The organism is Novosphingobium naphthalenivorans NBRC 102051, from assembly GCF_001590985.1.
Lineage (GTDB): Bacteria > Pseudomonadota > Alphaproteobacteria > Sphingomonadales > Sphingomonadaceae > Novosphingobium > Novosphingobium naphthalenivorans.
The window spans coordinates 1-22,571 of sequence record NZ_BCTX01000018.1; the positions used below are offsets into that span (position 1 = coordinate 1).

Sequence of the window (22,571 nt, forward strand, 5' to 3'; positions counted from 1 at the left end):
AGTCACCTGAAACAGAAGTTCGCATCATTATCCCCGTCATCCCCGCGGAGGCGGGGATCCCGCTTCTGCAGCACAGCGTATGAAAAAGCAGCGGGGCCCCCGCCTTCGCGGGAGCGACGAACTATGAGGTGAACTTCGTTTCCACCACACTAGAGTGCGATCAGCTTACCCTGAATCGTTATTGCGAGGCCCGCAGGGCCGCGGCAATCCAGAGCATCACGGCACGGCCCTTCGGCTGGCTGCTTGCAGCAGCCGCTCAGGACAGGCTTCGCTTCGTTCGCAATGACAAATGGCTCATTCAGAGGTGATCAGCCTCTAGATAGCCTAGAACAGCCGCGATCCGTTCGGCACGGCCTTGTCCGGCGAGAAGAGCGTCACACGCCCTTCCTCGTCGGCAAATCCAAGCGTAAGCACTTCGGACACGGCCTTGCCGATCTGCCGCTTCGGGAAGTTCACCACGGCAGCGACCTGCCGTCCGATCAATTCCTCGGGCGAATAGAGCGCCGCGACTTGCCCGACGCTCTTCTTCTCGCCCACGCCCGGACCGAAATCGATCCGCAACCGATAGCTCGGCTTGCGCGCGCCCTCGTAGACCTCGGCCGCCACTACTGTGCCCACACGGATGTCGACTTTCAGAAAGTCGTCGAACGTGATTTCACTGCCAGCAGGCGCGGCCGGGTCATGATCGAGGTGCATACGGGCCTCCGGGCTTCACTCCAGTTCGAGAATGATCGCGTCGACCGCGAGGCTCTCGCCGGCCTTGGCGCTGACGGACTTCACCACGCCCGCCTTTTCGGCGCGCAGGATGTTTTCCATCTTCATCGCCTCGACCACCGCGAGCGGCTGGCCGATCTCGACCTTGTCGCCTTCGGCAACGTTCAGCGAGACCAGCAGGCCGGGCATCGGGCAGATGAGGAAGCGCGAAAGATCCGGCGGGATCTTTTCGATCATGTGCTTGCTCAGCGCGGCAATGCTGGTGGGCAGGCAGGTGATCTGGTGGATCGCGCCGCGCGTGGTCATCTTGAAGCCAGTGCGGGTCGGCTCGATCTTGATCGTGATGTCCTCGCCATCGGCTTCGGCATCGATGAAGCGATCGCCCGGCGTATATTCCAGTTCGAGCTCGACTTCGGTGCCGTTCACCGTGACGGCATCCTCGTCGATCACCACCTCGAACGCTTCCTTGCCGATCGTGACCGTCCATTCCGACGGCGGATCGAGCGGCGTGGCGAGCTGGCCATCGACACGGCGCGCGCGGTCGGCGCGGGCAGCGGCAACAAAACCGGCAACCGAGGCGAGCTTCACCTTCAACGCGTCCGATGCAGGCGCACCGGTGAAGCCTTCCGGATATTCCTCGGCAATGAAGCCGGTGGTCAGTTCGCCCGAGCGGAAGCGCGGGTGCTGCATGATCGCCGAAACGAAGTCGATGTTGTGGCCGAGGCCCTCCAGCTCGAACGCGTCGAGCGCGGCGATCTGCTTGTCCGCCGCCTCGTCGCGCGTTTCGCCCCAAGTGATCAGCTTGGCGATCATCGGGTCGTAGAACATCGAGACTTCGCCGCCTTCATAGACGCCGTCGTCCACGCGCACGCCATCGATACCGCGGCGGCCGTTTTCGGCGCCGTCATCGCTCCAGCCATCCACCGGCGGCTGATAGCGCACGAGACGGCCCGTCGAAGGCAGGAAGCCGCGATAGGGATCTTCGGCATAGACGCGGTTCTCGATAGCCCAGCCATCGATCTTCACATCGTCCTGCGTCATTTCCAGCTTTTCGCCCGCCGCGACGCGGATCATCTGCTCGACGAGGTCGACGCCGGTGATCGCTTCGGTGACGGGGTGCTCCACCTGCAGGCGGGTGTTCATTTCGAGGAAATAGAAGCTCTCGCCCGTCGGGTCGGCGCCCGAGACGATCAGTTCGACCGTACCCGCCGAATAGTAGCCCACGGCCTTCGACAGCGCGACGCACTGCTCGCCCATGGCCTTGCGCATCTTGGGCGTCACGAACGGCGACGGCGCTTCCTCGACCACCTTCTGGTGGCGGCGCTGGATCGAGCATTCGCGCTCGTTCAGGTAGAGGATGTTGCCGTGCTTGTCGCCGAGGATCTGGATCTCGATGTGGCGCGGGTTGAGGATGAACTTCTCGATGAAAACGCGGTCGTCACCGAAGGAGTTCAGGCCCTCACGCTTCACGGACTCGAAGCCCTCGCGCACGTCCTGTTCGGAATAGGCCAGGCGCATACCCTTGCCGCCGCCGCCGGCCGAAGCCTTCATCATCACCGGATAGCCGATCTCGTTCGAGATGCGCACCGCGTGCTCGGTGTCGTCGATCTCGCCGACATAACCCGGCACGACATTGACGCCGGCTTCCTTGGCGAGCTTCTTGGACTCGATCTTGTCACCCATCGCCGCGATCGCATTGACGGGTGGGCCGATGAACTCGATGCCCTCTGCGGCCAGCGCCTCGGCGAACGAGGTGCGCTCGGAGAGGAAGCCGTAGCCCGGGTGCACCGCCTCGGCGCCGGTCTGCTTGCAGGCGGCGATGATCTTGTCGGCGATCAGGTACGACTGTGCGGCAGGTGCCGGACCGATGTGAACGGCCTCGTCGGCCATCTGCACGAACGGGGCACGCGCATCAGCGTCCGAATAGACGGCCACCGTCTGGATGCCCATGCGGCGGGCGGTCTTGATGACGCGGCAGGCAATCTCGCCACGGTTTGCGATGAGGATCTTCTTAAACAAACCCGTTCCTCCAACTTCAATCGCCGTGCATGAAAATGCCGGCGTAATACATCCAAACAGTCAGCAACCCTATGGCGATCAAACCGAAGACCACTGGGCGTAGATTCATCCTATTTCTCACCAAACCCCGTCAGCCCCGCGAAGGCGGGGGTCCAGCTGACACCGCGTTTGGGCGCCAAGCCGGTTGGATCCCCGCCTTCGCGGGGATGACGAGAAAGGGTGAGTGTCACTTACTCAGCCGCCTCCAGCTTCACGCAGCCCTTGGGCATGCGCGACGCTTCCACCTGAGCCTGCGTCTCGCTGATGGCCATCGGCTTGATGCCAAGCCGGGCAAACATCGCCGCATCGGTATCGTCGCCGGCGTTGGGCGCGGTCAGCAGCTTGTCGCCGGTGAATATCGAGTTAGCGCCCGCCATGAAGCACATCGCCTGCGTCATCTCGGACATGGACTCGCGTCCTGCCGAGAGGCGCACCATCGAGTGCGGCATGGTGATGCGTGCCACCGCCACGGTGCGCACGAATTCCACGTCGTCGATCTTGGCGAGCGGCGTATCGGCCAGCATGTCGCCCAGCACCGTGCCCTTGACCGGCACCAGCGCGTTCACCGGCACCGACTGCGGATGATCGGGCAGCGTGGCGAGCGTGTGGATGAAGCCCACCCGGTCCTCGCGCGTCTCGCCCATGCCGACGATGCCGCCCGAGCAGACGTTGATCCCGGCCATGCGCACGTTGGAAAGCGTGTCGAGCCGGTCTTCCATCGTGCGCGTGGTGGTGATCTCGCCATAGCGCTCGGGCGAAGTGTCGATGTTGTGGTTGTAGTAGTCGAGGCCCGCCTCGCTGAGCATCCCGGCCTGCTCGGGCGTGAGCATCCCCAGCGTCATGCAGGTTTCCATGCCCATCTCGCGCACGCCCTTCACCATCTCGATGATGGCGGGCATGTCGCGGTCCTTGGGATTGCGCCAGGCGGCGCCCATGCAGAAGCGGGTCGAGCCCTGATCGGCCGCCTGCGCCGCGCGCTGCAGCACGGCCTGCACGTCCATCAGCTTGGTCGCCTTGACCCCCGAATTGGCCGAAGCCGACTGCGAGCAATAGCCGCAGTCTTCCGCGCAGCCGCCGGTCTTGATCGAAAGCAGCGTGGAGAGCTGCACTTCGTTGGCCGGATGGTTCGCGCGATGAACCTCGGCGGCGCGGAAGACCAGCTCGGTGAACGGCAGGTCGAACAGCGCCGCGATTTCCTCGCGCGTCCAGTCGGTACGGGGTTCGGTGTGGGGGGCTTCGGTCATCGGATCAAATGTGCTCCAGGGCCTGTGCGAGATCGGCCACGATATCGTCGATATGCTCGATGCCGACCGAAACGCGGATCACGTCCGGACCGGCGCCCGCCTCGATCTGCGCGCCTTCCTCAAGCTGGCGGTGCGTGGTCGAGCTGGGGTGAATGATCAGCGAGCGGGTATCGCCGATATTGGCAAGATGGCTGAACAGCTCAACCTGCGAGACGAGCTTCACGCCCGCGTCATAGCCGCCCTTCACGCCAAAGGTGAACACCGCGCCGCCCTTGCCGCCAAGGTACTTGTGCGCGAGCTGGTGATAGGGGCTTTCAGGCAGGCCGGCGTAGTTGACCCAGGACACCTTGGGGTGCGCCTGCAGCCACTGGGCCAGGTGCAGCGCGTTGGCGCAGTGGCGCTCCATGCGCAGCGCCAGCGTTTCCATGCCGGTCAGCGCGAGGAAGGCGTTCATCGGTGCCATGGCCGGGCCAAGATCGCGCAGGCCGAGCGTGCGGCAGGCGATGATGAAAGCGATGTTGCCAAACGTTTCGCCCAGCTTCATGCCGTGATAGCTGGGGTTCGGCTCGCTGATGGTCGGAAACTTGTCCGAGGCCATCCAGTCGAACTTGCCCGAATCGACGATCAGCCCGCCAACGGCGTTGCCGTGACCATTGAGGAACTTGGTGGCCGAATGGACAACCACGTCCGCGCCATACTCAATCGGGCGGCACAGGGCCGGGGTCGCCAGCGTGTTGTCGACGATGAGCGGCACGCCCGCGTCATGCGCGATCTTCGCAATGGCCTCGATATCCGTGACGACGCCGCCCGGATTGGCGAGGCTTTCGACAAAGACCGCGCGGGTCTTGTTGGTGATGGCCGCCGCGACATTCGCAGGATCATCCGCATCGACGAAGGTGGTTTCCCACGACATCTTGCGGAACGACTGGCCGAGCTGGTTGAGCGAGCCGCCGTAGAGCTTCTTGGAAGCAACGATCTCGCAGCCGGGCTCCATCAGCGTGTGGAACACCAGAAGCTGCGCGGCATGGCCCGAGGCCACACCCAGCGCGGCAACGCCGCCTTCGAGCGCGGCGATCTTGCCTTCGAGCGCGCCGTTGGTGGGGTTCATGATCCGGGTGTAGATGTTCCCGAATTCTTCCAGATTGAACAGCCGCGCGGCATGATCGACATCGTCGAAGACATAGCTGGCGGTCTGGTAGATCGGCGTGATGCGGGCCTTGGTGGTCGGATCGGGCTCGCAGCCCGCATGGACCGTCATCGTTTCGAGTTTGTGGGTCATGATCCTCTCCTCCTCAGGCCGCCTGCCGGTTTCCGGCACGCGCGGCTGCATAGTGCGCCAGAGCCGCGCCATAGTGCGAAGCGCCGCGCCGTTCCAGTTCGGCTTCGCCAAATCCCGCAAGAGAAGACGCGATATGCGTCACTGCCGCATCGCTCAGCGCGTGCAGCGGCTCCACGTAGATGCCGATCGTGAAGACGATCGCGCGCGACCTGGGCAGGCGCCGCAGCGCCTCCCGCTCACAGCGCACGAACAGCGTATCGCCAGCGTTCTCCGCCGTCACATGGGCAAAGCGCTGGGCCATCGGCGCCTCGGGCATGTAGCGCAGATTGCCCGAAGGGACGACGAAAGCGTTGTTCCGCCCGAACAGGTTGAACGACTGCAGCCCGTTCATGAACTTGTCGACGCCCGAGGCCAGATACTGGGCATAGCCCGGGATCGGCGCGTGCACGGCATGGACCGGCTGACCCAGCTTTTCCGCAATGCGCCAATCGGTCGGAAAGCCGACGGCCGCTGCCGCAAGCCGGAACGGCTCCCCGGGAGCGGGCTGGACCATGATGCACAGGTCTTCCCAGACCGACCGGGCACAAGCCTCGATCCCGCCGGGAACCCCAAGCAGGTTAGCCAGTTCGGCAATCCCCGGTTCCGCTTCGGGTGTAACCAGCACACTGTCGGGATGAGCGTCGAATGCTGCCGCACGCGCGGCAAGGTCAGGCACCGGATCGAGCCACTCGCTTTCCCCAAGACGCACGAGGCCCATGCGCGGCGGATCAGAGACCCGCGCGCCGGGCACCAGCGCTTCGACGGAAAAGCCAAGGGGCATATGGAGCCGGTCCCGCCTTACTCGGCCGCTTCGAGCTCGTCGCCGACGGGCGGCATGTTGTGGCCGAGCAGACGCAGCATATCTGCCGCGCATTCCACCACATTCGAACCCGGGCCATAGATGCCCTGCACGCCCGCCTTCTTGAGGAAGTCATAGTCCTGCGGCGGGATCACGCCGCCGGCGACAACCTTGATGTCGGCGCGGCCGGCATCCTTGAGGTGGCCGATCAGTTCGGGGATCAGCGTCTTGTGACCGGCCGCCAGCGAGCTGGCGCCAACAGCATCGACGTTGTTGTCGAGCGCCATCTTGCAGGCCTCTTCCGGAGTCTGGAACAGCGGGCCGGAAACAACGTCGAAGCCCATGTCAGAGAAGGCCGAAGCGATCACGTTGGCGCCGCGGTCATGACCGTCCTGCCCCATCTTGGCCACGAACAGCTTGGGCGCGCGGCCAAGGCGGGTGGTCACGGCTTCAACGCCGTTCAGAACCTGCTGATAGCGGCTGTCACCGGCATAGGCACCACCATAGACGCCCTTCACCGGCTTCGGCATGGTGCCGTAGCGGCCAAACGCGGCTTCCATCGCATCCGAGATCTCGCCCAGCGTCGCACGCTCCCGCGCGGCATCGACGGCGAGAGCGAGGAGGTTTCCAGTGCCCTTGGCGCCTTCGGCCAGCGCCTTGAGTGTGGCCTGGCACTTGGCCTCGTCGCGGGTTTCGCGAGTCTTCTTGATGCGGGCGATCTGGGCTTCGCGGACGACATGATTGTCGACCTCCAGCGTCTCCAGCGCGTCTTCCTGCGCCAGACGGTACTTGTTGACGCCAACGATGACGTCATCACCCTTGTCGACGCGCGCCTGACGGGCCGCGGCAGCTTCCTCGATCATCGCCTTGGGCCAGCCCGCGCCCACGGCCTTGGCCATGCCGCCTTCGCTCTCGACGCGCTCGATGATTTCCCAGGCCTTGTCGACCAGTTCCTGCGTCAGCGCTTCGATGTAGTACGAGCCGCCCAGCGGATCGACGACATTGCACATGCCGGTCTCTTCCTGGATGACGATCTGGGTGTTGCGCGCGATGCGGGCCGAGAAGTCGGTCGGCAGCGCGATCGCCTCGTCGAGCGCGTTGGTGTGGAGCGACTGGGTGCCACCCAGCATCGCCGCCATCGCCTCGATCGTGGTGCGCATGACGTTGTTGTAGGGGTCCTGCTCCTGCAGCGAGACGCCCGAGGTCTGGCAGTGGGTGCGCAGCATCTTCGAGCGCTCGGACTTGGCGCCGAGCTGGGTCATGGCGCGATACCACAGCGTGCGCGCGGCGCGCAGCTTGGCGATTTCCATGAAGAAGTTCATGCCGATGGCGAAGAAGAAGCTGAGGCGGCCCGCGAACTTGTCGATATCGAGGCCCGAGGCAACGCCGTACTTCACGTATTCCATGCCGTCGGCAATGGTGAAGGCGAGTTCCTGCACCTGCGTCGCCCCGGCTTCCTGCATGTGGTAGCCAGAGATGGAAATGCTGTTGAATTTCGGCATGTTATCCGCAGTATATGCGAAGATGTCCGAAATGATCCGCATCGAGGGTTCGGGCGGATAGATATACGTGTTGCGGACCATGAACTCCTTGAGGATGTCGTTCTGGATGGTCCCGGTGAGCTGGTCGGGCGACACGCCCTGCTCTTCCGCAGCAATGATGTAGAACGCGAGGCACGGGATCACCGCGCCGTTCATCGTCATCGACACGGACATTTCGCCGAGCGGAATGCCGTCGAAAAGGATCTTCATGTCCTCGACCGAGTCGATCGCCACGCCCGCCTTGCCGACGTCACCGACCACGCGCGGGTGATCGGAGTCGTAACCACGGTGGGTGGCGAGGTCGAACGCGACCGACAGGCCCTTCTGCCCCGCGGCCAGGTTGCGGCGGTAGAAAGCGTTGGATTCCTCAGCCGTGGAGAAACCGGCGTACTGGCGGATCGTCCAGGGGCGCCCGGCATACATCGAAGCCTTCACGCCGCGCGTGAAAGGCGCGAAGCCCGGAAGGCCCGGATCGGTCGCGACGTCATCGGCGGTATAGAGCGGCTTGACCGCAATGCCCTCGGGAGTGTTCCAGGTCAGGTCCTTGCCCTTGACCTCCTTGTCCGCAAGCGCCTTCCAGTCGTTGATGTCTGCCATAAGTCCGGTTCCTCAGTCCGGCGCCGCGTCCCTCGCCGCGGCGCCCGTCATGTCTATCAGTGGGCTTCCTTGGGCGTTTCCATGATCTCGGTGAGCTGCCCGCCCATGTCCCTGGGGTGGACGAAGAAGATCATGGTGCCATGGGCACCGATGCGGGGTTCACCCAGCACGCGCTTGCCCTTGCTTTCGAACCACGCCTTGGCTGCGTGAATGTCGGGCACTTCGTAACAAACGTGGTGCTGGCCGCCGAGCGGGTTCTTCTCCAGCCACTTGCCCACGGCGGAATCCGCCTCGGTCGGCTGCAGCAGTTCGACCTGCGTGCCGGCGGTGCCGTTCTCTCCGGGCGTGTTGACGAAGCAGACGCGCACCTTCTGACTGTCGAGCACGAACGGCTCGGTAATGTCGGTGGCGCCCATCACGTCGCGATAGAATGCGATCGAAGCATCCAGATCCGGCGTAGCAACGCCGATGTGGTTCATCCGTCCGAGTTTCATGAGATTACCCCACATTCTCGATGACCATGGCGATGCCCTGCCCGCCACCGATGCACATGGTGATCAGGCCGTACTTGCCGCCGGTCCGCTTCAGTTCGTACATGCACTTGACCGTAAGGATCGCCCCGGTCGCGCCGATCGGATGGCCGAGCGAAATGCCCGAACCATTCGGATTGGTCTTGGCCGGATCGAAGCCAAGCTCCTTGGCGACACCGCAAGCCTGCGCGGCGAAAGCTTCGTTCGCCTCGATCACGTCGATCTGGTCGAGCGACAGACCCGCGCGTTCCAGCGCCACCGGAACCGCCTTGATCGGGCCCAGCCCCATGACGCTGGGTTCAACGCCGCCATGGCCCCAGCCAAGGATCTTCGCCATCGGCTTGAGGCCCTGTTCGGCAACCGCCTTGCCGCTGGCCAGAACCACCGCACCGGCGCCGTCATTGAGACCCGAAGCATTGCCGGCTGTGACCGAGCCGTCCTTCTTGAACACCGCCTTCAGCCCCGCCATCGATTCCAGCGAGGCATCCGCGCGGACGTGTTCATCGGTATCGAACACGACAACGCCCTTGCGCGACTTCACTTCGACCGGAACGATCTGTTCCTTGAAATAGCCGTTGGCGATGGCGTTGGCCGCGCGCTTGTGGCTTTCCACGGCCAGTTCGTCCTGAACCTGACGGGTAACCTGGCACTGCTCGGCCACGTTTTCCGCAGTCACGCCCATGTGGATGTCCGCGAAGGGATCGTGCAGCGCGCCCAGCATGGCATCCTCGAACACGAGGTTGCCCATCTTGACACCCTTGCGCGCAGCATTGGTCATGTGCGCGGCATTGGACATCGATTCACAGCCGGCACCGATGGCCACCTGATGCTCGCCCAGCGCAATCGCCTGCGCTGCCGAGATGATCGCCTGAAGCCCCGAACCGCACAGGCGGTTGACGTTCATCGCCTGCGAGGAAACCGGAACACCCGCGTTCACCGAAGCCACGCGCGAGACATAGGCATCCTTAGGCTGCGTGGGAACGACCGTGCCGACCACCACATTCTGCACCGACTCTGCCGAAATGCCAGCGCGGGCGATGGCTTCCTTCATGACGATGGTGCCGAGATCGGCGGGCCGGAACGAAGCAAGCGAACCGCCGAACGAACCGATAGCAGTGCGCGCGCCGCCGATGATGTAAATCTCTTCCATGACCTGGCTTCCAATCCTTTGTTCAATTTCGATCAGGAGCGGACCTGTGACGCCCGATCTCCCATCGCGATACTCGCAAAAGGGACACCCCTTCCCGTCTTACAGCGGAATGTTGTCGTGCTTCTTCCAGGGGTTCTCCAGCGCCTTGTTGCGCAGCTTGCGGAGCCCCAGAGCGATGCGGCGGCGAGTCGAGTGAGGATAGATCACTTCGTCGATGTAGCCGCGGCTGGCCGCCACGAAGGGGTTGGCGAAGCGGTCTTCGTATTCCTTGGTCTTGGCGGCAATGCCATCCACGTCCTGCCCGCGGAAGATGATTTCCACCGCGCCCTTGGCGCCCATCACCGCGATTTCGGCGGTCGGCCAGGCGTAGTTGAGATCGCCGCGCAAGTGCTTGGAGCTCATGACGTCGTAAGCGCCGCCATAGGCCTTGCGAGTAATGACAGTGATCTTCGGCACCGTCGCTTCGGCATAGGCGAACAGCAGCTTGGCGCCGTGCTTGATGATGCCGTTGTGCTCCTGATCGGTGCCGGGCAGGAAGCCGGGCACGTCGACGAAAGTCAGGATCGGAATGTTGAAGGCATCGCAGAAGCGCACGAAACGCGCGGCCTTCTTCGACGAGTTGATGTCGAGCACGCCCGCCAGCACCATCGGCTGGTTGGCAACCACGCCCACGGTCTTGCCTTCGATGCGGCCAAAACCGCACAGGATATTGCCCGCGTGCATCGGCTGGACTTCGAAGAACTCGCCTTCGTCGAGGGTCTTACGGATCACCTCGTGCATGTCATAGGGCTGGTTGGCGTTCGGCGGGATGATGGTGTCGAGGCTCGGCTCCATGCGGTCCCACGCATCGGCGCAAGGGCGCTCGGGCGCATCGTCGCGGTTGGAGCTGGGCAGGAAGTCGATGAAATCGCGCGCCGCCAGCAGCGCCTCGATGTCGTTTTCGAGGGCAAGGTCGGAAACGGACGTCTTGCTGGAGTGGGTGATGGCGCCGCCCAACTCTTCCTGCGTGACGATTTCGTTGGTGACGGTCTTCACCACCTCCGGGCCGGTCACGAACATGTAGGAGCTGTCCTTCACCATGAAGATGAAGTCGGTCATGGCCGGCGAGTACACTGCACCGCCCGCGCAGGGACCCATGATCAGCGAGAGCTGCGGCACGACGCCCGAAGCCATCACATTGCGCTGGAACACGTCGGCATAGCCGCCGAGCGAGGCGACGCCTTCCTGAATGCGCGCGCCGCCGGAGTCGTTGAGGCCGATCACCGGCGCACCGACCTTCATCGCCGCGTCCATCACCTTGCAGATCTTCTGCGCATGACGGGCCGAAAGCGAACCGCCGAACACGGTGAAGTCCTGCGAGAAGACATAGACCAGACGGCCGTTGATCGTGCCCGAACCCGTGACTACGCCGTCGCCGGGGATCTTCTGGTCCTGCATGCCGAAATCGACGCAATCGTGCTCGACATAGAGGTCCATTTCCTCGAAGCTGCCCTCGTCGAGCAGAACTTCCAGACGCTCACGGGCGGTCAGCTTGCCCTTGGCGTGCTGTGCATCGATGCGGCGCTGCCCGCCACCCATCTTGGCGGCGGCGCGGCGGCTTTCCATTTCGGCGATATTGGCTGACATCAGGCTTCCCTTGTCCGCGGTGGTTTCGGCATGAATTGCTGGCACCGCTAAAGGCAGGTTGATGCGCTCAGGTCAACCGTTTTAATCGCTCGATTAAGACAAATCGTAACGCCGATCCGCCCATTCCCGTCATGTTGTTGCGCAGTTCCGGCTCAGCCCCACATCTGCCCGGCCGATCCGAAGTCGTGGGCCTTGCTGTGCGGATGATCGATCACGGCCACCACGCTGAACACGATCGCCAGAAGCACCAAGGCGAAGCCGCCCAGCCCGATCGCCAGAGTGCGGTTCGCCCCTGCGCTGGCCATGGTCATCTCGCGGCCGGTGCGCATCCGGCGCGTAACGACGCGATCCTCCTCGCTGCCCCAGCGGTGGATCACCAGGATCGCGCTCACCGCGAACATCATCGTGCCCGGAATCCACATGATGATCCCGCCGGTCTGCTCGTCGGTCAGCATCGAAACATGCCACATGTGCCCCAGCGCGATGTAAGCATCGTAGAGCGGAACCGTCTTGAACGTGAGGAACGCGCCCAGCACGATATTGCCCAGCGCGGCAAACACGAACATGCCCAGACGCGTCCCCAGCCCCGGCCCTTGCGGCGCCGTGCGGCGGTCGAAGATCACCGAGAAGAAGATCAGCCCCGTCACCAGCAGGCTGATGTGCCACAGGTAATGGATCGGCTCGTCGAGGATGGCCATGTCGTGGAAGTGCGGCAGCATCCAGAAATAGCTGGCGAACAGGAACAGCACGGTCGCCACCAGCGGGAAGCGCAGAACGTCGATGACCTCGCGCAGCCAGCCGGTGCCCGCAAAGAACTTGCTCACCCCGTTCGGCAGCCCACGCACCATCGCGGCCTGCGGGCGCGAGAGGAACAGCAGCATCGGCGCCACCGTGCGCAGCAGCATGTGCTCCACCTGATGCACCGCGAAGATGTGGTCCGCCAGCCGCTCGACCGGCGAGATCAGCGCAATGAACAGCGCCAGCAAGCCGCCGAAGAAAGCCGCGATGCGCCAGCGTTCGTCGACAAGGCCGTGCCGGCTGCCGCGCCAGTAGATCAGCCCGGCAATCGCAAGGCCGAGCAGGATTTCAGGCGAAATCTGCCAGAGCGTCCAGGGATTGGCACCGGCGTGGACATGCCCGCCGTGCGCCAGCGCCGGGGTCGAGAGCAACGCGAGGGGAATCGCGGCCATCCATCGGGAAATTCGCATGAGAGAGGGGATACGCCCCCTTCCCGTTCATGCAAGCCCCGCCATTTTCGCCTCACTTGAGAAGCACGAGTTCCTCGGACATCGTCGGGTGGACGGCCACGGTCGCGTCGAAATCCGCCTTGGTGAGCTTCGCCTTCACGGCAATGGCCGCGGCTTGCATGATTTCCGGGGCTTCCGGCCCGATCATATGCAGCCCCACGACCTGATCGGTCTCGGCATCGCAGATCATCTTGTACAGCGAGCGTTCGTCGCGGTGGGCAACGACATTCTTCATCGGCCGGAAATCGCTGGTGTAAACCTTGATCGCACCGAGCTTTTCGCGCGCCTCGTCCTCGGTCATGCCGACAGCAGCGATCGGCGGATGACTGAACACGGCTGACGGGATGCAGGAATAGTCCACCGTGGAGGGCTTGCCGCCAAACACCGTGTCGGAAAAAGCCTGCCCCTCGCGGATCGCCACCGGCGTCAGCTGGACGCGGTTGGTCACATCGCCGACGGCATAGATGTGATCGACACTGGTCTTCGAGTGCGCGTCCACCCGGATCGCGCCCTTGCCGTCGATCTCGACACCGACGTTTTCCAGGCCAAGCCCGTCGATATTCGGCACGCGGCCGGTCGCGAAGAGCACGCAATCCAAATCCATCGGATCGTGGTTGGTCATCGAGACCCTGAGCGAACCGTCGTCATTCTTCTCGATCTTTTCGAACTCGGCGTTGAAACGGAACGCGATACCCTTGGCGATCGAGATCTGCAGAAGACGGTCACGCACGGATTCGTCATATCCGCGCAGCACCTGATCCGAACGGTTGATGATGGTCACATTGGCGCCGAATTCGTTGAAGATACCAGCAAACTCGTTGGCAATGTAGCCGGCGCCGGCAATCAGCACCCGGCTGGGGATCGCATCGAGGTGAAAGGCCTCGTTCGAGGTGATGCCCAGTTCATGGCCGGGGCACGATGGCACCAGCGGCCGGGCGCCCGTGGCGATCAGGATATACTTCGCGGTCTTCTTCTCACCGCTCGACAGCGTCACTTCATGCGGCCCAGTGATCGTCGCACGCTCGTGGAATATCTCGACTTCGTTGTTGGTGAGCGTCTGGGTATAGAGGCCGTTGAGCCGGTCGACGTCGTTGAGCACGTTGTCGCGCAGCTTCACCCAGTCGAACTTGGCCTCGGGAATATCCCAGCCGAAATGCTTTGCATCCTCCAGATCCTCGGCAAAGTGAGCGCCGTAGACGAGCATCTTCTTGGGCACGCAGCCCCGGATCACGCATGTGCCGCCGACCCGATACTCTTCCGCCACCGCCACGCGGGCGCCATGGGCTGCCGCGACACGGCTGGCGCGCACGCCGCCCGATCCGGCGCCGATAGTGAAGAGGTCGTAATCGTATTCGGCCATGCGGATGCTCCTGTCGCGCGTCTCGGGATCGGTCGCGGGCGCATATGGGGCATGGCATTGCAGATTGCCAACCGGCTTTCACAAAGCCGCGTGAAACGCGCGTACCGTCGCGGCAGAGGTCAGGGCAGCGTGAGCCGCCAGGTTCCCAGCGCGCGGACATCGCTCGCATTGGCATTGCCTGCAATCCCGACCCGCAATTGCGAATGCGGGCCGCCGCGCTGGTAGCCGAGCGTCAGGAGCGGATCGACACGCCCCGAAAAGTCCACCTGCCGGTTGCTGAACAGCAGCGAGCGGCTGGCCAGATCGTAACGGGACCCCACGGTATAGACCCCGCTGCCGGACACGACGGCCAGAGGCTGCACCACGCCAAAGCTCACGAACCCTTTCAGCAGCGGCCGGCTCGCCGTCAGCCCGAAGCGGTTGGTCACGAGCATATCCGCGCGGGTCAGCAGCATGTCACCGGCCAGTTTGAGCCGCGTCGCGCCCAGGCTGGCGTAGCCGTTGAGCGTCCACTTGCCGAACCGGGCCCGGTGCGCCGCTTCGACGAACACCGTGCGCGCGCCATCTCCGAAGCGAAGCGCTCCGCTTCCCGTCGGCGTGCCGAACACGACGTGTTTTTCGTCCAGCACCCCTGCCTTGAGCCGGGTGCCTGCCTTGCCCCAGGACACCACGGCACCATTGGCGGAACCGTATCCGGCATTCCCGCCCACGGCCTCCACGCCAAGCTGCCCGCCCGCCAGCGGATAGCGCATACCCAGCGACAGATCGGCGACCGGCGAATAAGCGAAGACCGCATCCGAACTCGGGGCCAGCCCCATGAATTCGTCCGCCACCGAATCGCCGGAATTGAGCGAGGCGGTGAACCATGCCTTGCCGCTGCGAACCGCAACCCGGCCATTCGTAAGCATCGTATGCACTTCGCCTACTCCGGGGCCAGTGCGCAGGCTGGTAAACCCTGCGCTGGCCTGCATTTGCGGCGTTGCCAGTGAAGCCGAGCCGGCATTTGCCTGGACTTCCACCCGGCGGTCGAGCCAGCTGCGGTCGCTTCCGGGCCTCACCACAAGGCCGGACAAGTCGCCCGCAAAATCACGCCCATAGGCATCGAGCACAGTCACGCTGCCCAAGGCCTTGCTGGCAAGACCCGCTGCCCCCACGGCTTGCGGCACGACCATCACCGCTCCCTGGGCCGAAGTCTGCGTCACACCATTCGACAAAGTAGGATTCACGGGCGAAAGCGCGGCCTGCACGTCGATCAGACCATGACCGAACACAGGATCGACACCCGCAGCGCCAATATCGCGCGCGGTGTTCACGATTACCTGCCCGGCCTCGACACCCGATAGCTGCGGCCATTTGCTCAGGATCAGCGCGGCAAGGCCGCTCACCTGCGGCGTGGCGGAACTGGTGCCGCTGAACAGGACCAGCGATCCATCCACCGCCTGCGTGGCATTGGTGCCCATCGCCGCCACACAATTGTGCATGGCCGCCGCGCCGCACTGGTTGGAATAATCGGTCAATTCGTAGCTGGTCTGCGTGCCCGCCAGCGCGACGACGAACAGCCAGCTTTGCGAGTTGCTCGAATTGAGGTCCAGATACCCGTCCGCATTGGCCGCGCTATCGTTCCCGGCCGCATTGACGAACAGCCCTCCGGTTTTCTGGTAATTGGCCACGGCCTGCGCCCAGCCGGGGCTCGGCGTTGTGGGATCGACCTTGGAAATCGAGGCGTTGATGACCTTGATGCCCTGGCTGCCCGCATAATCGATGGCATCCGTCAGCCCTATTCCCAGCGTTTCCTGATCGTCGGGATTGGCCGCGTCCAGATTGATCTCGCTGATGCGCAAGGCGACGATTTCGGCGCCCGGAGCGATCCCCTGAACGCCGGTGCCGTTGTTGGCGGCGGCAATGACACCGGCCACCATCGTGCCATGATCGGAGTAATCGTCGCCAATCACATTACGGTCCGTCGTCACCCCGTTCTGGGTGACAGTGCCATAGTCGCGGCTGAGGCTGGAGATCTTGCCCTGAAGCTCGGACACTTCCTTGACGCCGTCATCCAGCACGGCGACCTGCACGCCCTGCCCTGTCCAGCCATTGTCGAGTGCATAGAGCGCGTTGACATATTCGAACGAGACGTAGTTGCGCCGGTATTCGGCATCATCCTCGGCAGACCGGGTCGGCTGCTGGCTTTGCGGCACGATCACATACCCGGCCGGAGGCGTGGCTGTCGGAGTCGGGGTAGGGGTAGGCGTCGGGGTGGGCGTGGGCGTGGGCGTCGGCGTTGGTGTCGGAGTGGGCGCAGGCGTCGAATTCACCGCACTTCCGCCGCCGCCACAACCGGCAAGCGTCAGCACCAGAACGCCTGCCGCCACCGAACCACGCAAAATCGCCGAAGCCCCCGCCATGGGCATCCCCTGTTTTCCATTCCATCGATGCCTGTCACGCCATGGACAAGCACCTCGGATCAGATTGGACCGCTGTTCCTTCCAAGTCCCTAATTTTCGTGCGCCGGCGAAAGAACCATGACCTCAACGGTTCACTTGATTCCCGCCAGCGCCAGCAGCGCTTCCGTCGAAGGATCGAACGCAGTGTCTCCCTTTTCGATCTGCTTGGCGATTTCCTTGCCGAGTTCGACACCGAACTGGTCAAAGGGATTGATGCCCATCAGCACGGCATTGGCGAAAGTGCGGTGCTCGTGGAATGCGATCAGCGCGCCGAACGTGGCGGGGCTGACTTCGTCGAGCAGGATCGTCGCCGAGGGACGGTCGCCCGGATAAGCGCGCGCCGGATCGTCGCTCTGCTTGCCCGCCATCAACGCCGCGCCTTGCGCAAAGCAATTGGACAGCAGGATGCGGTGATGCGCCAAGGCCAGATCATGGCCCGGCGCGATCGATGCGATGAAATCCACCGGCACGAGATTGGTGCCCTGATGGAGAAGCTGGAACACCGCGTGCTGGGCATCGGTGCCCACTCCGCCCCAGGTAATCGGCGCCGTCGGCCCGTCCACCGGCGATCCGTCTACCTTAACGCTCTTGCCGTTCGATTCCATTTCAAGCTGCTGCAGATAGTCGGGCAGCAGGGCCAGGCGCTCGTCATAAGCGAAGACCGCGCGCGTCTGGCAACCGCGCAGGCGCGTGTAGTACTGGTCGGCGAAAGCCGCACGCAGCGGCAGGTTGGCCAGACCGTCGGTATCGCGGAAATGCTCGTCCATCGCCGCCGCCCCGGCCAGGAACTCGGCGAAATCCGGCCAGCCCAGCGCCATCGCCACCGGGAAGCCGATCGAGGACCACAGCGAATACCGTCCGCCCACGCTTTCCGAAAACGGCAGGACACGGGTTTCATCGACACCCCATTCCATTGCCTTTTCCGGCGAGGCCGTCAGGGCGACGACGCGCCCATAGGGATCGTCGACCCCGTTCTCGCGCAGCCAGGCAAGCGCGCTTTCGGCATTGGTCATGGTCTCGATGGTGGTGAAAGTCTTGGAGGCAACCGCCAGCATCGTCGTGGCCGGATCGCAGGCCTCGAACGCCTGTTCCAGCGCGCAGCCATCGATGTTGGACACGACGTGGACATCCACCATCGCCCCATCACGCGCCAGCGCATCGATCGCCAAGGCCGGCCCGAGCGCCGATCCGCCGATGCCGATGTGGATCAGATGCTTCACCTCTCCCATCGCGCCGCGATGGATGGCTTCCACGATTGCGGCCATGCGGTGATGGTACTCGTGCGCGAGCGCCACGCTTTCTTCCTTGCCGACACCGCGCTGGGCACTGTGCTCGGCCGCGCGGCCTTCGGTGGTGTTGACGGTCTCACCTGCAAAAAGGGCCGCCCGCCGGCCGGCGAAGTCCATCGCAGCGGCCAGGTCCTCGAACGCACTCACATGTGCCGCATCAAGATGGGTCTTCGACCAGTCGAACCGGATCGCGCAGGAATTCTCGTCGTCGCCAAGTTCGAAGGCACTCGCATATGTGTCCAGACGGTCCGGATCGGCGGCGAAGAGCTGGACCAGAGTCGGCTTGTCCAGTCCCTTCAGCTTGTTCCAGACCGCTTCACTCATGCCTCGATACCTCCAGATGGAATAATAGGTGCCTTATGCGGATTGCCCGAATTAAATCCAAGCATGAGTTGTTCAAATGTCGATCCCTGTCATGTGTTGAACGGGATCGCACTTGACGTGAGGCGCTGCTGGCAACAAGGGTTCGCGCATGAGCGACACCCCTAGCGTCAGCGACGCCCAGACTGCACAGCCCGCCGCCGGACAGGGCGCCGAAGCGCACGCCAAAAAGGACGAAGGCTTCTTTTCCTTCCTGTTGTGGCTGGTGCTGGGCGTGGTGGTCCTGCGCAGCTTCATCATCTCGCCGTTCAACATTCCCAGCGAATCCATGCTGCCTCGCCTGCTCGATGGCGACTACCTGTTCGCGACCAAGTGGTCCTACGGCTATTCGAAGTATTCGCTGCCATTCAGCGTGCCGCTGATCCCCGGCCGCGTGTTCGCAAGCCAGCCCGAGCGCGGCGACGTGGTGATCTTCAAGGCCCCTCCGGGCGACGATGTGGACTACATCAAGCGCGTCATCGGCCTGCCGGGTGACGAAGTGCAGATGAAGAACGGGCAGGTCTGGCTCAATGGCAAGCCCATCCCCAAGCAGCCCGTGGCGGATTTCGTGGTGCCGGTCACGCCGAACACCCATTGCTACACGCCCGAATTCGAGCGCATGGCCAAGGACGGCACTGCCTCGTGCCACTATCCGCAGTTCCGCGAGACCCTGCCGAACGGCAAGAGCTACAACGTGCTCGACCTGGGCCGCACTCCGCAGGACGATACCGGCGTGTTCATCGTGCCCGAAGGCCACATGTTCCTGATGGGCGACAACCGCGACAATTCGCTCGACAGCCGCTTCCCGGCGATCGAAGGCGAAGGCATCGGGATGGTCCCGCAGGGCAACCTTGTCGGCAAGGCCGCCGTGATGATGTTCTCGACCGACGGTTCGGCCGAATGGCTCAAGCCCTGGACCTGGTTCACAGCCGCACGCTGGAGCCGTATCGGAGGCACGTTCTAAGTGCATTCCCGGTATGCTTGACGGCAAGACCCGCGCTTTCCTGACCCGGCATTCAGGCCACGCCCCCGCAGATGAGGCCCTCTGGCTCTCTGCCCTGACGCATGGCTCCACCGGCGAAAAGCGCAATTACGAGCGGCTCGAATTCCTTGGCGACCGGGTGCTGGGCCTGGCCGTGGCCGAATGGCTCTATCAGAACAGCGACGAGGCCGAAGGGCGTCTCTCGCAGCGCCTCAATGCGCTCGTCAGCCGCGTCACTTGCGCCCGGATCGCCCGCGAGATCGGCCTGGGGCCGCACATGCGGCTGGGCAAGCAGGCCCGCGACGATGGCGGCGAGGATTCCGACAACATCCTCGGCGACGTGATGGAAGCGATGATCGGCGCCTGCTTTACCGAGCACGGCTTTGCCGCCGCGCGCGACATGGTGCGCGAGTTGTGGGCAGACACGCTGACCGGCAAGACCGGCAAGCGCAAGCACCCCAAGTCGGCATTGCAGGAATGGGCAGCCGGCAACCGCCGCCGTATGCCCGAATACCGCCTGATCGACCGTTCCGGCCCCGATCACGCCTCGCGCTTCACCGTCGAGGTGCAGGTTTACAATGTGGGGTCCGCACAGGCGACAGCCAATTCCAAGCAGGACGCCGAGACCATGGCTGCCGAGGAATTCATGCGGAAGTTCGCTTGAGTTTTCCGCCGCGTGCGGGCATTCTCTGCCCTGCCCGGAATGAGCGGAACATGGCCCACGAACCATGGCCGCCCCTGCCGGGCGCGAGGCAACCCTCCAACCGACATCACGAACAGGACAGTTTTCGAGCATGACCGAAAAATGCGGTCTCGTCGCCGTTATCGGCGCGCCCAATGCGGGCAAGTCCACGCTGGTCAATGCCCTGGTCGGCCAGAAGGTGGCGATCACCTCGGCCAAGGCGCAGACCACGCGCGCACGCCTGCTGGGCATCGCCCTGCAAGACGAAGTGCAGATCATTCTTGCCGATACCCCCGGCATCTTCGCGCCCAAACGCCGGCTTGACCGGGCGATGGTCGCCGCAGCCTGGGAAGGCGCGCAGGAAGCGGATGCGATCCTGCTGGTGGTCGATGCCGTCAAGCAGCGCCGCCATGAGCTGGAGCCCTTGCTGGAAACGCTGAAGGACCGGCCCGAACGCAAGCTGCTGGTGCTCAACAAAGTCGATGCCAGTGCCAAGGAACCGCTGCTGGTGCTCGCGCAGGAACTCACCGGCAAGGCCGCATTCGACGAAGTGTTCTTCGTCTCAGCCCTGTCCGGCGATGGCGTGCCCGAACTCAAGACCCGGCTGGCTGAGCTGATGCCGGAAGGCCCCTGGCACTATCCCGAGGATCAGGTCTCGGACGCTTCGGAACGCCTGCTGGCCTGCGAGATCACGCGCGAACAGCTCTACAAGCAGCTTCACGACGAACTGCCCTACGACACCGCCGTCCGCCCGGAAAGCTACACGCACCGGCGTGACGGTTCGGTGGAGATCCGCCAGCAGATCGTCGTCGCGCGTGACAGCCAGAAGGCCATAGTGCTGGGCAAGCGCGGCGCCAAGGTCCGCGCCATCGGCGAAGCGGCGCGCAAGGAACTGGCGGAGATCCTCGGCCAGACCGTCCACCTCTTCCTCCATGTGAAGGTCGAGGAAAACTGGGCCGACGCCCGCGACATTTTCGAAGAGATCGGACTGGACTGGGTGAAGTGATGAAGACCTTCTTCGTTTCCGCTTCGGCCAGCACGGCATTGCTGCTCGGTTTCGGCACTGCCCTCACTGCCGTGGCCAGGGAAGTGGACGCCGCGGAAGCCACGGCCGCCGTCGAGGAAAGCCTGGATGGCGCGCGCTACGTCGCGATGGGCTCATCCTATGCGGCCGGCCCGCTGCTTCCCCCCGGCAAGCCGGGGGCACCGGCACGCTGCGGGCAGAGCCTCAACAACTATCCCACGCTGCTGGCCGAGCGCTTCGGCATGGTGCTGGTCGACCGCAGCTGTTCGGGCGCGATGACCAGCCACATTCTCGGCCCCTGGGGCGACATCCCGCCGCAGATCGACGCCGTCACTGCCGATACCCGGCTGGTCACGGTCACGATCGGTGGCAACGACCTCAACTACGTCGGCAATCTCTTCAACGCGACTTGCGCCTTCAATGCCAAGGCCCTCACCGCCTCGGGTGCCAAGCCGAAGCCCTGCGCTCCGGTAAAGGTGCCGACCGAGGCCGACTATGTCCGCGACGAAGCGCAGCTCAACGAGATCGCCCGCCGCGTCCGCGCCGCCGCGCCGCAGGCAAGGCTGGTCTTCGTGCAGTACCTTTCACCGCTGCCGCCCGCAGGATCGCTCTGCGCCGTGACCCCGGTCAGCGAAGACAACGCCCGGATCATCCGCGAAATCGGCAGGCGGCTCGCGGAAATCACCGGCCGGGTGGCTCTCGCCAACGGTGCCCTCGTCATCGAGATGAACCAGGCTTCCGCCACGCACACGCCTTGCGATCCGGAACCCTGGATGATCGGTTCGCCGCAAGGCTACGACGGCAAGCAGGGCCTGCAATGGCATCTCAACAAGGCCGGGATGCAGGCCACGGCCGATGGCATCGCCTATTGGCTGATCCAGGCCGGGACCACGCCAGGCACGCCCATCACGCCGGCGCCGGAGGCCACACCGGAACAACCGGCAGCGCCCGCCCCTGCTCCGACGCCTGCGCCGGAAGAGGGCATGGCGCCGGTCATCATCCCAGAGGCCGACGCGCCCTGATCGCCTGGGCCAGCGTGCCCTCGTCGAGGTAGTCCAGCTCGCCGCCAACCGGCAGGCCATGCGCGAGCTGGGTGACGCGCACCGGGTAGGCTTCGAGCCGCTCGGCAATGTAGTGCGCCGTGGTCTGCCCTTCGAGCGTGGCGTTCATCGCCAGCAGCACTTCGTCGATCCCGCCTTCTCCGATGCGCTGGAGCAGGCGGTCGATGGTGAGGTCCTCCGGCCGCACGCCATCCAGTGCCGAAAGCCTTCCGCCCAGCACGTGATAGCGCCCGGTGAACAGCTTGGCGCGGTCGAGCGCCCAGAGGTCCGCCACTTCCTCCACCACGCAGATCGCGCGCCTATCGCGGCGCGGATCGGTGCAGATGCCGCAGGGGTTGGCGGTATCGACATTGCCGCAAGTCTCGCACTCGACCAGCGTCTCGCGCACGGCCGCCAGCGCGTCCAGAAGCTGCACCAGCGCCGTCTCGCGCCGCTTGATCAGCCAGAGCACGGCGCGGCGGGCCGAGCGCGGGCCGAGGCCGGGCAGGCGCGACAGGGCGGCGGTGAGCGTCTCGATCTCTTGCGATGCCATGGATCGGGAGATAGGG

Annotated in this window: 18 protein-coding genes; 4 read left to right on the forward strand and 14 right to left on the reverse strand. The window is 64.1% G+C overall.

Annotated elements, in window-relative coordinates:
• Window positions 1-324: 324 nt before the first annotated feature.
• From NN5_RS07775 to pgi, 13 genes are all read right to left on the reverse strand, one after another.
• Window positions 325-696 (reverse strand): tRNA-binding protein, encoded by a 372-nt coding sequence (locus NN5_RS07775; RefSeq protein ID WP_067733611.1) that lies wholly within the window; start codon window positions 694-696, stop codon window positions 325-327.
• Between the two features lie 15 nt (window positions 697-711).
• Window positions 712-2,733, reverse strand: coding sequence for an acetyl-CoA carboxylase biotin carboxylase subunit (locus NN5_RS07780; protein ID WP_067733613.1), 2,022 nt, complete (start codon window positions 2,731-2,733; stop codon window positions 712-714).
• A 230-nt stretch (window positions 2,734-2,963) separates the two neighbouring features.
• Window positions 2,964-4,016 (reverse strand): biotin synthase BioB, encoded by a 1,053-nt coding sequence (gene bioB, locus NN5_RS07785; protein WP_067733615.1) that lies wholly within the window; start codon window positions 4,014-4,016, stop codon window positions 2,964-2,966.
• 4 nt (window positions 4,017-4,020) lie between these two features.
• Window positions 4,021-5,295 carry an O-acetylhomoserine aminocarboxypropyltransferase gene (locus tag NN5_RS07790; RefSeq protein ID WP_067733706.1) on the reverse strand — a complete coding sequence of 425 codons (1,275 nt, stop codon included), beginning with the start codon at window positions 5,293-5,295 and terminating at the stop codon, window positions 4,021-4,023.
• A 13-nt stretch (window positions 5,296-5,308) separates the two neighbouring features.
• Window positions 5,309-6,115: a heme-dependent oxidative N-demethylase subunit alpha family protein gene (locus NN5_RS07795; RefSeq protein WP_067733617.1), complete on the reverse strand. Its 807-nt coding sequence runs from the start codon at window positions 6,113-6,115 to the stop codon at window positions 5,309-5,311.
• A 17-nt stretch (window positions 6,116-6,132) separates the two neighbouring features.
• A complete protein-coding gene (scpA, locus tag NN5_RS07800) occupies window positions 6,133-8,271 on the reverse strand; it encodes a methylmalonyl-CoA mutase (protein ID WP_067733619.1) in 2,139 nt (712 codons plus the stop codon).
• 56 nt (window positions 8,272-8,327) lie between these two features.
• Window positions 8,328-8,765 carry a methylmalonyl-CoA epimerase gene (gene mce / locus NN5_RS07805; protein WP_067733621.1) on the reverse strand — a complete coding sequence of 146 codons (438 nt, stop codon included), beginning with the start codon at window positions 8,763-8,765 and terminating at the stop codon, window positions 8,328-8,330.
• A gap of 4 nt (window positions 8,766-8,769) precedes the next feature.
• Window positions 8,770-9,951, reverse strand: coding sequence for a beta-ketothiolase BktB (gene bktB, locus NN5_RS07810; protein WP_067733623.1), 1,182 nt, complete (start codon window positions 9,949-9,951; stop codon window positions 8,770-8,772).
• A gap of 99 nt (window positions 9,952-10,050) precedes the next feature.
• The gene (locus NN5_RS07815; RefSeq protein WP_067733625.1) at window positions 10,051-11,577 is read right to left on the reverse strand and encodes an acyl-CoA carboxylase subunit beta; all 1,527 of its coding nucleotides are present in this window, start codon (window positions 11,575-11,577) and stop codon (window positions 10,051-10,053) included.
• A gap of 152 nt (window positions 11,578-11,729) precedes the next feature.
• Window positions 11,730-12,785 carry a cytochrome c oxidase assembly protein gene (locus NN5_RS07820; RefSeq protein ID WP_067733628.1) on the reverse strand — a complete coding sequence of 352 codons (1,056 nt, stop codon included), beginning with the start codon at window positions 12,783-12,785 and terminating at the stop codon, window positions 11,730-11,732.
• A 52-nt stretch (window positions 12,786-12,837) separates the two neighbouring features.
• The gene (gor, locus tag NN5_RS07825; RefSeq protein ID WP_067733630.1) at window positions 12,838-14,184 is read right to left on the reverse strand and encodes a glutathione-disulfide reductase; all 1,347 of its coding nucleotides are present in this window, start codon (window positions 14,182-14,184) and stop codon (window positions 12,838-12,840) included.
• A gap of 119 nt (window positions 14,185-14,303) precedes the next feature.
• On the reverse strand, window positions 14,304-16,586 hold the full coding sequence (locus tag NN5_RS07830) for a S8 family peptidase (RefSeq protein ID WP_084384811.1): 2,283 nt from the start codon (window positions 16,584-16,586) through the stop codon (window positions 14,304-14,306).
• Window positions 16,587-16,717: 131 nt separating this feature from the next.
• A complete protein-coding gene (gene pgi, locus NN5_RS07835) occupies window positions 16,718-18,238 on the reverse strand; it encodes a glucose-6-phosphate isomerase (protein ID WP_067733632.1) in 1,521 nt (506 codons plus the stop codon).
• A gap of 148 nt (window positions 18,239-18,386) precedes the next feature.
• On the opposite strand from pgi, the gene lepB reads away from it, so the two are divergent.
• The 4 genes from lepB to NN5_RS07855 all read left to right on the forward strand — a co-directional run bounded on the left by lepB (window position 18,387) and on the right by NN5_RS07855 (window position 21,984).
• Entirely contained in the window at window positions 18,387-19,238 is an 852-nt protein-coding gene (gene lepB, locus NN5_RS07840; protein ID WP_067733634.1) for a signal peptidase I, read from the forward strand.
• Window positions 19,239-19,251: 13 nt separating this feature from the next.
• Entirely contained in the window at window positions 19,252-19,920 is a 669-nt protein-coding gene (gene rnc / locus NN5_RS07845; RefSeq protein ID WP_067733636.1) for a ribonuclease III, read from the forward strand.
• 130 nt (window positions 19,921-20,050) lie between these two features.
• The gene (gene era, locus NN5_RS07850) at window positions 20,051-20,944 is read left to right on the forward strand and encodes a GTPase Era (RefSeq protein WP_067733637.1); all 894 of its coding nucleotides are present in this window, start codon (window positions 20,051-20,053) and stop codon (window positions 20,942-20,944) included.
• Complete coding sequence (locus NN5_RS07855) at window positions 20,944-21,984, forward strand: SGNH/GDSL hydrolase family protein (RefSeq protein ID WP_067733638.1); 1,041 nt, start codon at window positions 20,944-20,946, stop codon at window positions 21,982-21,984. Before era ends, NN5_RS07855 begins: the two co-directional genes overlap by 1 nt.
• On the opposite strand, the gene recR is transcribed toward NN5_RS07855, so the two are convergent.
• Window positions 21,959-22,555, reverse strand: a complete 597-nt coding sequence (gene recR / locus NN5_RS07860) for a recombination mediator RecR (protein WP_067733640.1) — start codon at window positions 22,553-22,555, stop codon at window positions 21,959-21,961. The genes NN5_RS07855 and recR overlap by 26 nt on opposite strands.
• Window positions 22,556-22,571 lie beyond the last annotated feature (16 nt).

What these genes read in the sequence shown, in the direction of transcription:
- NN5_RS07855 (WP_067733638.1), top strand. Translation starts at nt 20,944, where the DNA reads ATGAAGACCTTCTTCGTTTCCGCTTCGGCCAGCACGGCATTGCTGCTC.
- NN5_RS07815 (WP_067733625.1), bottom strand. Translation starts at nt 11,577, where the DNA reads ATGTCAGCCAATATCGCCGAAATGGAAAGCCGCCGCGCCGCCGCCAAG.
- rnc (WP_067733636.1), top strand. Translation starts at nt 19,252, where the DNA reads ATGCTTGACGGCAAGACCCGCGCTTTCCTGACCCGGCATTCAGGCCAC.
- gor (WP_067733630.1), bottom strand. Translation starts at nt 14,184, where the DNA reads ATGGCCGAATACGATTACGACCTCTTCACTATCGGCGCCGGATCGGGC.
- era (WP_067733637.1), top strand. Translation starts at nt 20,051, where the DNA reads ATGACCGAAAAATGCGGTCTCGTCGCCGTTATCGGCGCGCCCAATGCG.
- NN5_RS07820 (WP_067733628.1), bottom strand. Translation starts at nt 12,785, where the DNA reads ATGCGAATTTCCCGATGGATGGCCGCGATTCCCCTCGCGTTGCTCTCG.
- bktB (WP_067733623.1), bottom strand. Translation starts at nt 9,951, where the DNA reads ATGGAAGAGATTTACATCATCGGCGGCGCGCGCACTGCTATCGGTTCG.
- NN5_RS07775 (WP_067733611.1), bottom strand. Translation starts at nt 696, where the DNA reads ATGCACCTCGATCATGACCCGGCCGCGCCTGCTGGCAGTGAAATCACG.
- recR (WP_067733640.1), bottom strand. Translation starts at nt 22,555, where the DNA reads ATGGCATCGCAAGAGATCGAGACGCTCACCGCCGCCCTGTCGCGCCTG.
- NN5_RS07790 (WP_067733706.1), bottom strand. Translation starts at nt 5,295, where the DNA reads ATGACCCACAAACTCGAAACGATGACGGTCCATGCGGGCTGCGAGCCC.
- NN5_RS07830 (WP_084384811.1), bottom strand. Translation starts at nt 16,586, where the DNA reads ATGGCGGGGGCTTCGGCGATTTTGCGTGGTTCGGTGGCGGCAGGCGTT.
- NN5_RS07795 (WP_067733617.1), bottom strand. Translation starts at nt 6,115, where the DNA reads ATGCCCCTTGGCTTTTCCGTCGAAGCGCTGGTGCCCGGCGCGCGGGTC.
- lepB (WP_067733634.1), top strand. Translation starts at nt 18,387, where the DNA reads ATGAGCGACACCCCTAGCGTCAGCGACGCCCAGACTGCACAGCCCGCC.
- bioB (WP_067733615.1), bottom strand. Translation starts at nt 4,016, where the DNA reads ATGACCGAAGCCCCCCACACCGAACCCCGTACCGACTGGACGCGCGAG.
- scpA (WP_067733619.1), bottom strand. Translation starts at nt 8,271, where the DNA reads ATGGCAGACATCAACGACTGGAAGGCGCTTGCGGACAAGGAGGTCAAG.
- mce (WP_067733621.1), bottom strand. Translation starts at nt 8,765, where the DNA reads ATGAAACTCGGACGGATGAACCACATCGGCGTTGCTACGCCGGATCTG.
- pgi (WP_067733632.1), bottom strand. Translation starts at nt 18,238, where the DNA reads ATGAGTGAAGCGGTCTGGAACAAGCTGAAGGGACTGGACAAGCCGACT.